Annotated in this window: 11 protein-coding genes; 4 read left to right on the top strand and 7 right to left on the bottom strand. The window is 40.5% G+C overall.

All coding sequences use genetic code 11. The annotated features are described in order from the left end of the window. Window positions 1-34: 34 nt before the first annotated feature. The 3 genes from FKG96_RS20955 to FKG96_RS20965 are packed head-to-tail and all read right to left on the bottom strand — an operon-like array spanning window position 35 to window position 3,129. Entirely contained in the window at window positions 35-1,078 is a 1,044-nt protein-coding gene (locus FKG96_RS20955; protein WP_130858495.1) for an efflux RND transporter periplasmic adaptor subunit, read from the bottom strand. 4 nt (window positions 1,079-1,082) lie between these two features. Next, window positions 1,083-2,447, bottom strand: a complete 1,365-nt coding sequence (locus tag FKG96_RS20960) for a TolC family protein (RefSeq protein ID WP_149105990.1) — start codon at window positions 2,445-2,447, stop codon at window positions 1,083-1,085. A gap of 31 nt (window positions 2,448-2,478) precedes the next feature. Next, entirely contained in the window at window positions 2,479-3,129 is a 651-nt protein-coding gene (locus FKG96_RS20965; RefSeq protein WP_013667855.1) for a TetR/AcrR family transcriptional regulator, read from the bottom strand. 333 nt (window positions 3,130-3,462) lie between these two features. Here FKG96_RS20965 and FKG96_RS20970 point away from each other — a divergent pair, with 333 nt between their 5' ends. After that, window positions 3,463-5,517, top strand: coding sequence for a M13 family metallopeptidase (locus FKG96_RS20970; protein WP_149105991.1), 2,055 nt, complete (start codon window positions 3,463-3,465; stop codon window positions 5,515-5,517). Between the two features lie 77 nt (window positions 5,518-5,594). On the opposite strand, the gene FKG96_RS20975 is transcribed toward FKG96_RS20970, so the two are convergent. After that, window positions 5,595-6,674, bottom strand: a complete 1,080-nt coding sequence (locus tag FKG96_RS20975) for a PLP-dependent cysteine synthase family protein (RefSeq protein ID WP_130858498.1) — start codon at window positions 6,672-6,674, stop codon at window positions 5,595-5,597. 369 nt (window positions 6,675-7,043) lie between these two features. Here FKG96_RS20975 and FKG96_RS20980 point away from each other — a divergent pair, with 369 nt between their 5' ends. The 3 genes from FKG96_RS20980 to FKG96_RS20990 all read left to right on the top strand — a co-directional run bounded on the left by FKG96_RS20980 (window position 7,044) and on the right by FKG96_RS20990 (window position 9,179). After that, window positions 7,044-8,069: a sensor histidine kinase gene (locus FKG96_RS20980; RefSeq protein WP_130858499.1), complete on the top strand. Its 1,026-nt coding sequence runs from the start codon at window positions 7,044-7,046 to the stop codon at window positions 8,067-8,069. Further along, window positions 8,066-8,773, top strand: coding sequence for a LytTR family DNA-binding domain-containing protein (locus tag FKG96_RS20985; RefSeq protein WP_130858500.1), 708 nt, complete (start codon window positions 8,066-8,068; stop codon window positions 8,771-8,773). Before FKG96_RS20980 ends, FKG96_RS20985 begins: the two co-directional genes overlap by 4 nt. Window positions 8,774-8,930: 157 nt before the next feature. Continuing rightward, window positions 8,931-9,179, top strand: a complete 249-nt coding sequence (locus FKG96_RS20990) for a hypothetical protein (protein ID WP_013667860.1) — start codon at window positions 8,931-8,933, stop codon at window positions 9,177-9,179. An 85-nt stretch (window positions 9,180-9,264) separates the two neighbouring features. Here the strand turns inward: FKG96_RS20990 and FKG96_RS20995 are convergent, their stop codons facing one another. The 3 genes from FKG96_RS20995 to FKG96_RS21005 all read right to left on the bottom strand — a co-directional run bounded on the left by FKG96_RS20995 (window position 9,265) and on the right by FKG96_RS21005 (window position 15,295). Further along, the gene (locus FKG96_RS20995) at window positions 9,265-10,359 is read right to left on the bottom strand and encodes a phytase (protein WP_130858501.1); all 1,095 of its coding nucleotides are present in this window, start codon (window positions 10,357-10,359) and stop codon (window positions 9,265-9,267) included. Between the two features lie 318 nt (window positions 10,360-10,677). Next, entirely contained in the window at window positions 10,678-12,312 is a 1,635-nt protein-coding gene (locus FKG96_RS21000; protein ID WP_130858502.1) for a tetratricopeptide repeat protein, read from the bottom strand. Between the two features lie 154 nt (window positions 12,313-12,466). After that, window positions 12,467-15,295, bottom strand: a complete 2,829-nt coding sequence (locus tag FKG96_RS21005; RefSeq protein WP_130858503.1) for a TonB-dependent receptor — start codon at window positions 15,293-15,295, stop codon at window positions 12,467-12,469. Window positions 15,296-15,357: the final 62 nt, after the last annotated feature.

Consider the following 15,357-nt stretch of genomic DNA (forward strand, 5'->3'; position numbering starts at 1 on the left):
AACTACTTAACGACTTAACCACTCAACTACTTACCTACTTAACCACTTTAATTGGCGACCCATCTGTTAAATAGGCACTTCCTGAAATAATCAACGATGGGATGTTTTCCAATCCCGCTGAGATTGACACCGTATTTTGTTGAATAGCATCCACCTTTACCTCAACCTGCCTAGCTGTTTTTCCGTCATTCGTAACGAAAACAAAAGCCTTTCCGGCATCGCCATCTAAAATAGCATCGTAGGGTATTTGCCAATGAGACGCATCTTCCTTCGTCTGTATGACAGCTTGGGCAAACATACCCGCACCGATTTTTTTGCCGTAATCACCCGGAAGAAGTTTAAGCATAATGGTGAATACACCGGAAGCGGGGTCGATCCCTTCCGATTTTTTATAAACCAGCGCTGCCACCTTGTTCCCAAGCACTTCGGAAGAGATAATAGCAGAATCACCAACCGCTATACGCGACCACTGTTGATCACTCACACCTACTTTCAACTGCCAATCGCTGCCCCCCGTCCTATTCAACTGAAGCACAGGACTTCCCGGACCCACAACTTGCCCGTCATTCACAAAGCGTTTCAGCACATAACCTGCTGAAGCCGCCCTAATCTCAGTTTGATTTCGATTATAATTGGCTGCCCGCAATTGCTCTTGAGCAATTCGAAGGGCAGTTTCGGCATTCTGTAACTGTTCAAGGGTGGCTACACTATCTTTGAATAAGGCTTGGGCCCGCTGAAAATCACGTTGTGCTTTTTCCTCAGAAAGCTTAGCCTGTCCGACACTCGCAGCAACCTCTGTCGGATTCAACGTTGCCAACAATTGACCGGTTTGCACGGCATCACCCTCTTTCACATATATCTTACTAACTACGCCACCATTTTTAAAAGAAAGAATCGCTTCGTTGTCGGTTGTAAAAACGCCGGATGTCTTGATTTGCTGTCCCACCGATTTCTGAGATAATGTTAATAATTTTACGGGTATCGTATCCTCACGGAGCCCATCGGCCGATCGATCGCTGGTGCTTTTACAGGAAACAAAAGCAACCAGAAGTACTAATAGAGAACCAAATCTATTCATAATCTTATTTTTTTAATGGATAAGTGGCTGTTTCCCTTTCCAACTCCGCGGCAGCCAACAAGACGTTATATTTATTAATGAGTGTAGATAATTGAGCAGTGGTTAATTGATTTCTTGCGTCAATTGTTTCAATGTATGTATTAGAACCTACTTTATACCCCTTTTCAATCAGCCGTTGATAAGACGCGGCAGCCTCTAATTGTTTTAAAGAAGAGTGATAATTCTGCCACGCGGCAATCAGATTGTTCTTCGCGATCCTCGAGCTCACTTCCAGTTGTTGCTGCACATGCGCTCTATTAAGAGATGCGTCAGCCAACTCTAATTGCGACTGCTTGATTTTTATGCGGTTTCTATTACCGGTATATATAGGCAAATCAAATTGCAAACCAACCATCAAATAACGCGATTGATCGTTGAAACGCATTTGTTCCGCTTGGGAGCCCAAATCCAAAAATCCGCTGATCTTAGGAATGGAAAACTTTTTGTTCATCTTAATGACATTTTCATTGATAGCTATCACTTGTTGAAGTGATTTCAACTCCTCACGTGACTGAATATCAGGATCTGCCTGTAACAGAACAGTTGCTTTTTCCAAGGCCGCATCAGCATTATACAGAGTATCTATGAATGTCTCTCCTTTTCTGTTGAGTAATGCGTTAAAATATAACCGAGCGTTTATTTGTTGTTGCTCCGCCTGGGTAACCTGCGATCTTACCTGCTCGATTTCGCTGTTAGCGCGAAGCACATAGGCCGGTAGTCCTTTACCGTTTGCCAATAGACGTTCGTTAACCCGCTTGGATTCCTCAGCCAGTTTTAATGCCGATTCATATATTTTTACAGCTTGGTGTGCATTTAAAAAGTTGAAATAGGCCGACTTAATATTTTTCACCAATTCACGCTCGTAAGTCTGCACCTCAAATTCTTGTAAATGAACCTGTTGCTCATTAATCCGTTTATTGTATCCAATATCCGTATTAATAATGGGTACCGTCGTTCTAATCCGAGCGTCATAATAGTTCTTTGGCAAAAAATTGATCGATTCGTTCTGCAGCTGAGGAAAGTTTTGAGAATTTGTCAATTGATTCAAGGTCGTATATACCGGGTTCATCAAATCACCTAAAGGCAATAATATATTTCGACCTCCCGAGGCCGTGCTATAAGTTGCCTGAAGAGCAACGCTTGGCTGGTACATACTCTTTGCTGTCTGGAGAGCCAACATCGCATTATCCAAGGAAATGTTTTTTTGCTTGAGCACTAAATTGTTATGTCTTCCCTCCTCGATATAAGCATCTAGCGTACTGATTTGCGCCCTCGACAAGAAGGGGATCAGTAACACTAAACAACAAGTTATTATAAACAGTGTTTTCATTATTAACAGTGTTCTTTAATGAATAAAAAAATTAACCTTTTATCTGTTCCAAAAATTTAATATAACTATCAAAAGCGCAATCAAGAATTTGAGTCCCCTCCTTTAGCTCAATCAAATGCTTCTCAACGACATGGGTGATATGCCCGTGCATATTAAGCGCACACAAGCCGTGCACGGTCGACCAAACCAACAAGGAAAACATTTTAGTGTCATGTCCCTTAAAATAACCGGATCGTTGACATTCAGCGATGGTGTAAACCAGAAAGTTAAAAGCCTCTACACCATCGTCCCACTGCTCTGCCTCGCTACCGCAAATTTTCTGAAGATATTCCAAAGGCTCCTTCATGATAAACATAAGCTCATAAAATTCACGATTTTCCATGGAAAACTGCAAATAGGTTCGCCCCATCGCTTTCAAGCGCTCAAATGGGTCATCCACGTTACTAAGGGCAGAAAATTTAGTGCGCAACACCTTGAATCCTTCCTTCTGTAACGTATAGATAATATCGTTTTTATCTTTATAATAAAGATAAATGGTAGTCGGACTGAACTCAATGGCTGATGCTATTTTCCGGATAGAAGTAGCTTCATAACCTTCTTTCAAAAACAGCACTTTCGCAGCGTCCAAAATACGCTGACGCAAATCTTCTTTATGCCTCTCTTTGCGTTCCTTTATTCCCATTTTTTATACCTCATGCAAATAACACAGCAAACATAGTTAACAGTGTTAATATTTCCAAATTTATTTTGTAATCAGCTCTTAGATGTTAGTCAAGAGGTGTCATTAATTAGCTTGCGGCAGACACCGAAACCTCTCCGTCTTATAATATTGTTACACCAATCCATATATATTCAAAAACAAAAATTTTACCTTCGTTCAAAAAAATTGGCCGACTAACAAATCGGTATTTGTTCAAATAAGCAATAAACATTTGGGCATCTATAAAAAAGAATTGTTTATTTTTAACTTAATGATTCAATTTGCCAAATTTCTACAACAAATAATTTAACACACATGAAGTATTATTCCCCTTTACTTTACTGCAGTCTGGCCTTTGCTGTCTTTCAAGGCTGCTCGCAAGCTGAAAAGAGCACAACACTCACTAATACTCCTGAGAAACTAATCGATCCTGCCAATATGGACACAACTTTTAAACCGGGAGATGATTTTTTTCATTATGCAAGCGGCGTCTGGCTGAAAAACAATCCAGTACCGGCCAAAGAAACGCGTTGGGGTAGCTTCAACCAACTACGAGATTTTAACGCAAAAGCAGTAAAGAGCATTTTGGAAGAGGTTTCCACAAAAAAAGATGCAAAAACAGGTAGCGTAGAACAACGCGTGGGGGATTTTTTCTCGAGTGCGATGGATAGCGTTGGAATCGATGCTGCGGGCAAAGAACCAATTAAAGATGATTTAACGCGCATCAACAGTATAAAGGATATCGATGGCGTTGTCAAAGAAATTGCATTTCAGCGAACTATTGGAATTGGTTCCCCTCTTTATAATTTTTACGTCGATCAAGACGAAAAAAATACAGCAGCCAACATTGCGCAATTTGGTCAAGGTGGACTCACACTCCCTGATCGCGACTATTATCTAGTTAATAACACGAGAAATCGTGATATTAAACAAGCCTACGAAACTTATGTTCAGCAGCTATTTACCCTGGCAGGAACTAACGACACGGAAACGGTTAAAAAGTTTGAACAAATATGGAATATAGAAGCTGCTCTCGCGAAAGCCGAATGGAGTCGGGAGGATATGCGAGATCCCTACAGAACCTACAACAAACTTACATTAGCCGACTTAAAGAAGAACGCTCCCCAACTCAATTGGGAGACGACTTTTAGTACGCTAAAGATTGAGGATGCAGACAGCGTAATAGTCAACAATCCTTCATTTTTCGTCGAGGCATCTAAGCTACTTGCAAAAAAATCGGTTGACGAATGGAAAACATATTTGCAATGGAATATGCTTAAAACTGCAGCACCACACTTAAGCACGCCTTTTGTCAAAGCTAATTTTGCTTTCACACAGGCCCTGACAGGTCAGAAAGAGATGACACCTCGTTGGCAACGCAGTTTTGAAGTGATTGATCGTTCCATCGGTGACTTATTAGGCCAATTATATGTAGCCAAATATTTCAAACCTGATGCAAAAAAACGAATGGTTGAATTGGTAAAGAATTTATCGGAAACTTACGAGGAACGAATCAAGACACTGGACTGGATGAGTGAAACGACCAAGAAAAAGGCCATTGAAAAACTACAGGCCTTCACACCCAAAATCGGCTATCCCGATAAATGGGAAACCTATGACGGTTTGGAAATAAAGAAGGATGATTATTATGGAAATATCCGCCGTGCCAAGACATGGAACTATAACGACATGGTGGACCAGTTAGGCAAACCGGTAGACAGAACACGTTGGGGTATGACACCGCCGACTGTGAATGCCTATTACAATCCGGCAAACAATGAAATTGCTTTCCCAGCCGGTATTTTACAATTTCCGTTTTTTGACTTTTCGGCAGATGATGCAGTTAATTATGGTGGGATCGGCGCCGTCATCGGTCATGAGATGACGCATGGCTTTGACGATCAGGGAAGGCAATACGCTGCCGATGGTAACTTAAAAGACTGGTGGACAAAAGAAGATGCGGATAATTTCAAAAAATTGGCGAATAAGGTGGTGGAGCAATACAATGGCTACACCGTTCTTGATACACTTCATGTAAAGGGCAAACTCACCTTGGGAGAAAATCTAGCGGATTTGGGCGGTTTGGCCATGGCCTATGCAGCATTCAAAAAGACTCCTCAAGGGCAATCCAACGAAAAGATTGATGGTTTTACCCCTGATCAGCGTTTCTTTTTATCATGGGCTCAGGTATGGCGTATGAATACTACACCTGAAACAGCCGCTCAATTGATCTTGGTGGATCCCCATGCACCTGCTACAGCACGGACAATCGGCCCCTTAGTTAATATGGATGCTTGGTATAAAGCCTTTAATGTAAAAGAAGGCGATAAGCTATACAAGCCGGAGAATGAACGAATCAGGGTTTGGTAGAAAGGTATAAGCGTAGGGTATAGGGCATAGGGGGGCGGCATACCTTATACCCTATACCTAAAACCTTACCTTAAATCTCAATAAGCTCCAAACATAGGTTCTTTTAAACGACAGATAGGATGATATTCTTTAAAGTCAACTGCCATAGCGATATATCCGTCTCTTACGGGTTCTTCTCTAACCAAATCGGTGCTTAAGTACTTTTTATTGTCATCACATAGCAAAGTAACAACAACTGCATCTTCCCCCAATTCTTCCTTCAGCTTAATGGCTCCAATCACATTAGCACCCGAGGAGATTCCTACGGCCAATCCTAACTGTTCGGCCAATTTTTGGGCCATCAAAATAGCATCACCATCATTCGCCCGAATTACCTTGTCCAATTGATCTAACTGAACAATGGCCGGTATAAATTCATCAGATATCCCTTGTATCCGGTGCGAGCCAACTTTAAATCCTGTAGATAGCGTAGGACTTTCGGCCGGTTCCAAAGGATGAATCCGAACTTGGGGATGTACACTGCGTAAATAACTTCCTACACCCATGACCGTCCCACCGGTGCCGACTCCGGCAACAAAAGCATCTGGCTGTAGGCCTTTGCTTTTTAATTGTTCCCAAATTTCACGTCCTGTTGTTCGTTCATGTGCTTCACAATTATACCTGTTTTCAAATTGGCGAGGTAAAAACACACCGCCTCTCTCAGCCATCTCTTCACTCATTTTAATACTTCCCAAAAAGCCACCCTCCTCTTTACTCACCAACACAATCTCGGCTCCCATGCTTTTTATGATGTCAATACGTTCGCGACTAAGCCAGTTAGGCATGATAATTTTAACCGGGTGCCCAAGCGCCCTGCCAATCGCTGAAAAGGCTATTCCCGTATTCCCACTCGTTGCTTCAACGATGGTGTCAGTTGGTTTTATTTGACACCCTAAATAAGCTTTATACATAATATATAAAGCCATCCGGTCTTTAATACTTCCGGTTAGATTATAATGTTCGCACTTGACGTAAATCTTATTGGCTTTTCCAAGATATTTGTAATGTAATTCCAGCATCGGCGTATTACCTACTAAATGCCATAAATGCTTGAATCGACTATCCAATTCAGGCGATAGGCAAGCGCTTAATACCTCTTCTTTTGAAATAAAGTTCATTGTATTCAATTTATTGGTTGATAAAAAAATCGCCCTATATTCTTTAGAAAATTCTATATAGACTTAGTAGACAAAGGGTTATTTTTTTTAGCGAAGTATTTATTGGTTAAATTAACTCCACACTTATTAAGACAAAGGCTGAGCGCCGATATTAGCAGCAAAGGTAGTCTTTTTTATATAAACAATGAAATTCCCTTAATTACGATCGCAATCGGCATAAGCAAGTACGTTGATTTTATGTTTTGTCTACACAAATGCCTGAATCGTCGTCAATAACAACCTTATCGTATATAGTAGCGAACAACCGATTGCACAAGCAAATCTATTTCCTTACTTTCATTTAAAACTTGATAAAGAAGCTTTGTTAGCATGTTAACATCCTTATCCTTCAAGCAAGTCCACGTGGCTCTTCATATTTTTATATGGAGCATCCTATTGCTTTTGCCCTATCTTATCGGATCGGCTGACAATAATTATCAAATTGGTGCTATACCCGGTTGGCTCTTTACACTAACAGGCATAATACATGCCGCCATATTTTATGGAAATGCCTATTTTCTTTATCCAAAGCTATTCAATAAACGATTCTGGTGGTTATATATAGTTGGTAGCCTCTTGTTAATTTTCGTTTCTCTCCGATTAAAGCATTGGCTGCTTTTAAACTATTTTGCTGAAATTCCCCCTAGTCCTTTGGTTTATAGATTCCTCTTCGCTCCTTCCATTCTTGTCTTTGTCATAAGTTTTGTTTACCGTATGGTGTTAAACAGGATTCGAGCAGAACGATTGCAAAAAGAACGGCTCGCGGTTCAATTACAGGCCGAACTTAAATTTCTCCGCACGCAAATCAGTCCGCATTTCCTTTTCAACGTATTGACCAACATGGTTTCCCTTGCCCGAAAAAAATCTGATAAATTAGAAGAATCCCTTATTATGTTGTCAGGTATAATGCGTTACATGCTTTACGACACAGAAGGCAAAAAAGTCGCTTTAATCAAGGAAATTGAATATTTAGAAAATTACATTCAGCTGCAAGCCTTGCGATTTGGGCAAGAAGTCAGGATAATCAGCCAGCTGTCAAGGCCAGCCGAGGACAAGCAATATGTTATTGAACCCATGTTGCTTATACCATTTGTTGAAAATGCTTTTAAACACGGTGTTACCCACTTGGAAGCTCCACAAATCCATATCTCTTTGACAGTACAGGATGACGTGCTCTTTTTTGAAGTTCGAAATCACTATCAAAGCCAGCATAAAACCGTCCATGAACGATCAAGTGGTATAGGACTGGAGAACACGAAACAGCGTTTAGAACTTTTATATAAAGAGAAATACGCATTAAAAACCAATGCAGACAATAATCTGTTTTGCATACAACTTACACTTAAACTAATATGATGAGGTGTTTAATTGTAGATGATGAAGTATTGGTGCGAGAGCTGATGGAAGATAATATTCGGCAAGTACCCTTTCTAAATTTAATAAAATCCTGTAGAAATGCGCTGGAAGCGGCAGCTGTATTGCACCAAGAACCGATCGATTTGATTTTTCTGGATATACAAATGCCGCAAATAAGTGGCCTGGAATTTCTGCAGACACTCAAAAAACCACCATTGATCATCTTGGTTACCGCTTATGAGCAATATGCGTTAGAAGGTTTTAATCTACAGGTGGTAGACTATCTCTTAAAGCCCTTTGGCTTTAAGAGATTTTTAAAAGCTTGCAATCGCGCACAGGACTTGTTCGCCATGCAAACCGCCGTAACACCAAAAAAGGAGGAGACGGATCACTTCTTCGTTCATGTTGAGTATACTTTAGTTAAGATTTTGATAAACGAAATAGACTATGTGGAAGGGCTTAAGGACTATATTAAAATTCACTTATCCTCTACATCCAAACCCGTGTTGACGCGCATGACCATGAAATCGATAGAAGAACGATTACAGCCTTTTTCTTTTATACGTACACATAAATCTTACCTGGTTGCTGCAAATAAAATCACGACCATTAAACGTGATTTCGTATGCATTCGAGACCAAGAAATCCCGGTTGGCGAATCTTTCAAGGAACGAGTTAATCAATTATTGAATCTCGGAAGTTAAATTTTTGCTGTTTGTCGATACATATGCTATCCTGGTCTACTTTCCTAAAATACTAAAATCAAAGCCACTAATTTTAAATCAGTAAGGCAAAAAACTGCATCAAAAAGGAAATTTGGTAAAAGCCTTATGAGAAGGTTTAATTTTAAAATTTGGTATTATGTTAGTCTTCATTGCAATTCGGATACTTTTTGTAGCCTGCATGATTTTTATAATCGGCTACATTTATGGGGGATTTTCCCGCAAGCCTGTGTTGGCGACCATTTCGAAAGTCGCTGCAATTCTCGTTATTTTTCTTTTTATAGCAGCCAATATTTTCGCTTTCCAATGGCGAGGCAATAGGCTTTTTGGGAAACACGTACATCATTGCGATCAGATTGAATACAGGCAAGATAAAGAAGAACGTTAATTTACTGGAGTGGGTTTTGACAATGCCGTCTGCACAAGTTGCGCAGACGGCGTTTTGTTATTACGAAACAATGATAAACAACCCTTTATTTTTTCGAGATAATTCGCTCGTTTACTTTTCTCCAATCAAAGACATGAAAGGTTCGGTTGGTACTCATAGCCACCAAAATCCCTTCAGGAAATTGCGCTCCTAAATTTACGGAACTAGCGTCGGCTCCATCCGTCTCCATTGCACTAACAGGAATTTCAGCTAATAAAGGATATTCGTTTTTATTGGCTTTAGTTCCTTCCCGAGGATAAACCATAAAGGTATGCGAGCCTTGGTTAGACACGAGAATATAACCGGTTTCAGCCCCCGTTTTGTAAATAGCAATTCCTTCATGATCCTTTGAAAAACCACTTTGTCCGAAAAGAGCTAGTTCTTCATTATTATTTACCGCAGGGTCAGCCATATATTTCCGAATCCCCGTTTGTTCATCGGAATAATAGATATAGCCCAGTTCGTTATCGACCGCAATGGCTTCAATTTCCTTCTTGCCACTATACTTCCCAAATTTCCGTACAAGGTCACCGCTGACAGATCCGGCTCCATTGTCTCTTAACCGATATTGCCATAAATAACCCACTGCCGGGCCCGATTTTCTGCCTACCACCGCAAATACTTGCTTGTCTCTCGGCCGCGTATACAAAGCAATGCCCATTGGAGCTCGCTCCTCTTCACCTACAAATACATCTATTCCGCCGTTATCCACGGGACTTAAGTCAGGCAGCGTAAAAACTCGTATTTTATTTGTCTCACGCTCAGTCAACACCGCAATGTCCACACTTTTCCCGTTCAATTGAAAACCGTAAGCAATATCAACGTTGTTCGGCCTTTTAATCCCCTCTACTCTTTTGACAATTTTCCCCTGCAGATTAAAAGCATAGAGAGCTCCATCACTATCTTTATCCGTTCCGATAATTAGGCTTTTTTCCACCTGTTCTGAATCAATCCAAATGGCCGGATCATCACTATCATGTTTAACTTTTTCGGTAATGACCGTTGCAACTAATGTATCTGTTGGATGATCCAATGGTTGAGTTGATTTACTATCATTTTTATTGCTAGCCGATTGACAACCAAAAGCCAGTACAGTAGCCATAAACGCTAAAACGAGGTATACTTTATTTCTTTTGTTCATTATTCTTTTTCTCACAAAAATGCCTTTATTGACTGAATAAAATCAATTTTCACGCGTTACAAATAGTGAACATGATTAAAAATAAAGGCAACAATTTGTAACAATACGTCCTAAATCTAGATTATGCCCGCCTCTTCTCTGTTATTGAAATAGTATTAATGATGCATTTATAGAGTTTTAACAAAGGGTTAATAAGGACAATACCCTTATTAACCCTTTGTCAACACCTTATTAACCCCTTATCAACCCTTTGCTAATAATAACAATACTATAAAGTATTAGGGTGGAAAGCCTAATTAAACCATAAGCAAGAACGCTTTATATAGCTTGAAGAAATGCTGTTAAACTCTTGCCCGGCTCGACACCTAATTTTTTACGAAGACGATACCTGGATACACGAAGACTGTCTGTAGAGATACCCAAGAGGGCAGCCATGTCCGGTGTATTCATGTTGAGTTTGATGAGGGAAACCAAGCGCAGATCTGCCGCAGATAAATCAGGGTTAATCTGTTGTAAATGCAGAAAGAAATCTTGATTAATTTCTTCGAATACTCTTCGGAAATCAACCCAGCTAGCTTCTTTATGAAAGCTTTGGTTAATCTTATTGAGTAATTGCCTAAGCTCTTTTTTATAGCTTCTACTATCGTTTCGAATAATTTCAGTCAAAGCCAGTTTCATTTCCTCCAGCAATTTATTTTTTTCAATTGCCTGGAGCGTATGAGACGTAATTTCTTTTGCTTTGCTTTCGATTTCGATCTGTAATTGCTCTTCCTGAAGTTTTTTATTTTGCAGCTCGACTTCCATTAAACGTTGCTTAGCCTGCAGCAGATCCGTTTCCTGATCGCGAAGCTGCCTTTCATTGCGTATTTTTTGCCGCTGGTTTCTCACCACGATTATGAATAAAAGAACCAATAAACAAGCGATAATACCAAGTGTTGCATAGATAATAATGGCCGTTCTGCGCTCCTTCGCCAATTGTGCGATGCGGGCGTCTTTACGATCAATATCATAAAGTACCTTAAGCAGAGCAGCTTGGTTTTTACTATCTTCATTATAGATTTCGATATACAGCTTCCGACTCAACTCTAAATAGTAAAATGCACTATCCGCATTTTTCAGAAAACTATAGGTCTTCCCTAGGTCCCTATAAGCACTACTTAATCTGCTCCATGCTTTGTTTTCTTTAGCTAACTTTTCGGCCAGTCCGGTATAGATCAAGGCCTCTTGGTATTTGCCCGTCTTTCTGTTGATATCTCCTATGTTATTATAGGCATCAATTAGCATTGGAATATTATCGTTCGCTTTAAAACGATTCAATGCTTTGGTAAAGTATTGATAGGCCTCAACATACCTTCCCTTGTCTTCATAAATACTTCCTAAATTCTCGTTGATTAAAGCTATGCCGTCTAAGTCATTTATTTGCTCAAAGGCTTGCATAGCCTTTTGTTGAAAGTAAAAAGCGCTGTCGTAATCGCTACATTTTTCATAAAGATGCCCAAGATTTCCATAAGTATTTCCTTGTCCTTTAACGTCTTCTGATCTTTTATAGCTATTTAAGGCTTGGAAATAAAGGCGTTTAGCTTCTTCTCTTTGATTGTTTAAAAATAACAAGAGAGCTAAATCATTCAGGTTTGCCGCTCGTTGACTTTGGTTTCCTCGCTCCAGCAGTTTTTCTGCTTGTAGATGGTAATTTAATGACTGTGCGAAGAGGCCCGAGTTATAACATATCTGCCCCATCTTTTGCAAGGATAAGGCTTGTTTAAGCTTATCGTCTTGCCTTTCGGCTTGCAGATAACGTTCATTCTCTATGACTAATAAGGAATCGGAAGGTCGAATATCATACAGATCTAAATACCCAATATCCAAAACAGCAGAAGGTGTTTGCGCTGTTAAAAAACGTGGATAGCATAATATCCAGGCAATTGCAAAGATACAGACACGAAAACGTACCATATCACAAAAATAATCGCCTGATGTTAATTTATTGTTAATTAAAATCTTATAAAGTGTTCGCTTAATAAACGAAGTTGCCGCAGTTATATACCATGACCTATAATAAAAAGGGCTATCTAGTGCATGACAGCCCCTTTTATTTTTCTATTATTACTTACATATCAAACTTAAGACCTAGATTATAACGTGGTTTATAAAACTCATTTTGCATCGGACGATTACTGGCGCCCCAATAATAGCGTAACGATTGATTGGTCAGGTTATTAGCTTCTGCAAACACGCGCATATACTTTCCGAATTTATACGAAGCATTTGCATCTAAGAAGAATTGGCTATCGTAATAAAAATCGCTAAAAGCATCGGATCCTATTTCATCGATGTAAGCAGCTGTATAATTGGCTGAGACACGCGCGGAAAAGCGTTTATTTTCCCACGATAACGAACCATTCACCATATGTGGGGCAGTTTGTGGCAAAGTCATATTACCTCTCGGATTACCATCCGCATCCGCAATACCTTTCGCTTTCGACTTGGTGTAGGTGTAGTTGGCATATACGCCAAAACCTTTCAGGAATTTACCGGGCAGGAAGTCCAATTGACGCTGAATAGCAAGCTCAAAACCATAAACATCCACATTATCGCCGTTACGATCCTGCACAAAACGCCAAGTTTCTCCTTCCGGAATTAAATTGCTTGCTCCTGGAAAATCGTTTGCAAACTGTTCTGCCGTATAATCTCTATTACTGTATTTATAAATAAAATTCTTCAAGTTTTTATAATATACACCTCCGGAAATAATACCGACCGACTTAAAATACTTCTCCGCCATGAGATCGAAGTTCCAAGCATAAGTCGCTTTTAGATCCGGATTACCCGCCACGACAAAACCATCGTCTATGTTAGACTGTACATAAGGGGCGATCGCATAATAGTTCGGTCTGGCCAAGCTCGTTGTAACAGCACCTCTTAATACCAAGTCTTCTTGAGGAACATACTTAAAAGTTACACTCGGTAATACGTTTGTATAACTATTTTTAACAGACCTTGTACCTGCCAGTTCTTCCTCATCGGCCACCACATTTCCGGTATAGTCGATATTGGTATGTTCGATCCTTGCCCCTAAAATCATGGACAATTGACTATTGAAATCCTGATCCCAACGAATATAACCAGCGGTTATTCGTTCTTTGGCTTTATAATTTGCGGATAAATACTCATCGGGTTTATCCTCTTGCTCAAACTGAGACGCATCTGTCAAATCAAGGTTACCCAATAAATGCTTGTCGGCAAATAAACCGGGTGCATATTGGTTACCTGGTTCAAAGGCACCTGTCCAATTGACAGTTTGCACATTGCCTAAAACATCATATTGTCCGCCAAGTGGTGTGTATTCAAAGAATTCATTTCTCCGTTCCTTCTCTTTCAGACGTAAGCGGGCACCAAAACGCAAGCGACCTTTTTCACCGTCAATCAAGGAGAAAGGAACCCGAAAGTTCAGTTTTGCACCTAGTTCGGTTTCATCGGTATAATCATGATTTTCGCTGATGGCGTCAAGTTGACTTAAACCAGCATTTGGACGGTCATACACTAAATCTACCGGGCGATCATTAGAAGAGGGCACTTGTTGGATCAATAAGTCTTCTTCGCTTTCGTATTCGTAGTTAATGTATCGTTCATGTGGCCGGTCTTCACTTGCCTTCGCATAACTCACCGCCCAATCCATATCCAAGGACGAACCCAGCAGGTGATTCCCACCCAATGAATAGTTTTGCACACGTTGGTCTTCTAAGCGAGCATAATCAACGCGGTTATTACCAATGCCCCCTTTAGTTTCGCGCGAAATTTTATCGAGTTTAAAACCTCCCGCCACTCCCAGATCTTCTTCCGCCAATTCCATATCGGTTCGCACACGATATCGGTTTTCCCAGTCGTCCCGCCAATTGTACATGAGATTAGCATATAAACTATGATTCTCATTAATTTTATAATCAAAAGCTCCCGCCACACTTCTTCTAACACGGTGCACATTGTATCTTCGAATATCTTCGCGAGATAACCACGCATTGCCATCTTTATCCTGTTCCCATTCGCCTTCAATACCTTCGGAGCCCAGTTGATTATTGTTGTAAGAGCCACTCAACACCATACCGAATTTGTTATTAGCAAAACGGTTTCCATAAACAAAAGCACCGGTATAAATGGGTGTTTGGTGTAAGGGGTTATAACCGCCTGCTAAGGTTGCTGATATCCGTTGCCCATTTGGTGAAGCCCTCGTAATCAAGTTCACCGATCCACCGATGGCATCCGCGTCCATGTCGGGCGTTAACGTTTTATTCACCTCGATGGTTGAAATCATATCCGAGGGGATTAAATCCATTTGTACCCGTCGATTGTCGCCTTCTGCCGAAGGGATCCGATCGCCATTGAGTGTCACGGAATTTAACTCCGGTGACAATCCACGCACGATAATATTACGGGCTTCTCCTTGGTCATTCTGCATGGTAATACCAGGAACGCGCCGCAAGGCGTCACCGATATTGGCATCAGGGAAACGTCCTACTTGATCAGATGAAATGATATTGGTGATATTAGATTTACTTTTTTGTTGATTAAGCGCCCTGGCCTGTCCTCGGAGACGATCACCCATAATGACTACCTCGTCCATCGTAACGGAACCGTCTTCTAACATAAAATTGACAACTGTATTTTCCCCCGCAGTTACCAGGACCTGTTGCTTTGTCCTTTGATAACCCATATAAATTACTTCCATTTCATAGGTTCCTGCAGGCACATTTAAAAATTCATAGTCGCCATTTTGACCTGATATAGTATAACGGTTTCCAACATTGAGGCGTACAGTGGCTCCCGGCAAGGAAGCTCTTGTAAGCGATTCTTGCACTTTTCCGGAAATTACTCCATGCTGTTGTGCAAAAGCGATAAAGGATAAGGTCAAGAGCAAACAGCTTGTAAAAAGTTTTTTCATTTCTTTGATGGTTTAGTATTTCACTTAAGACATGACAGCTTGATATTAACATCTCACTTGTT

The sequence above is a fragment of the Olivibacter sp. LS-1 genome, assembly GCF_008245145.1.
GTDB lineage: Bacteria > Bacteroidota > Bacteroidia > Sphingobacteriales > Sphingobacteriaceae > Olivibacter > Olivibacter oleidegradans.

Bases quoted from the DNA above. Each gene is read 5' to 3' on its own strand.
- FKG96_RS20955 (WP_130858495.1), bottom strand. From the start codon at position 1,078: ATGAATAGATTTGGTTCTCTATTAGTACTTCTGGTTGCTTTTGTTTCC.
- FKG96_RS20960 (WP_149105990.1), bottom strand. From the start codon at position 2,447: ATGAAAACACTGTTTATAATAACTTGTTGTTTAGTGTTACTGATCCCC.
- FKG96_RS20965 (WP_013667855.1), bottom strand. From the start codon at position 3,129: ATGGGAATAAAGGAACGCAAAGAGAGGCATAAAGAAGATTTGCGTCAG.
- FKG96_RS20970 (WP_149105991.1), top strand. From the start codon at position 3,463: ATGAAGTATTATTCCCCTTTACTTTACTGCAGTCTGGCCTTTGCTGTC.
- FKG96_RS20975 (WP_130858498.1), bottom strand. From the start codon at position 6,674: ATGAACTTTATTTCAAAAGAAGAGGTATTAAGCGCTTGCCTATCGCCT.
- FKG96_RS20980 (WP_130858499.1), top strand. From the start codon at position 7,044: ATGTTAACATCCTTATCCTTCAAGCAAGTCCACGTGGCTCTTCATATT.
- FKG96_RS20985 (WP_130858500.1), top strand. From the start codon at position 8,066: ATGATGAGGTGTTTAATTGTAGATGATGAAGTATTGGTGCGAGAGCTG.
- FKG96_RS20990 (WP_013667860.1), top strand. From the start codon at position 8,931: ATGTTAGTCTTCATTGCAATTCGGATACTTTTTGTAGCCTGCATGATT.
- FKG96_RS20995 (WP_130858501.1), bottom strand. From the start codon at position 10,359: ATGAACAAAAGAAATAAAGTATACCTCGTTTTAGCGTTTATGGCTACT.
- FKG96_RS21000 (WP_130858502.1), bottom strand. From the start codon at position 12,312: ATGGTACGTTTTCGTGTCTGTATCTTTGCAATTGCCTGGATATTATGC.
- FKG96_RS21005 (WP_130858503.1), bottom strand. From the start codon at position 15,295: ATGAAAAAACTTTTTACAAGCTGTTTGCTCTTGACCTTATCCTTTATC.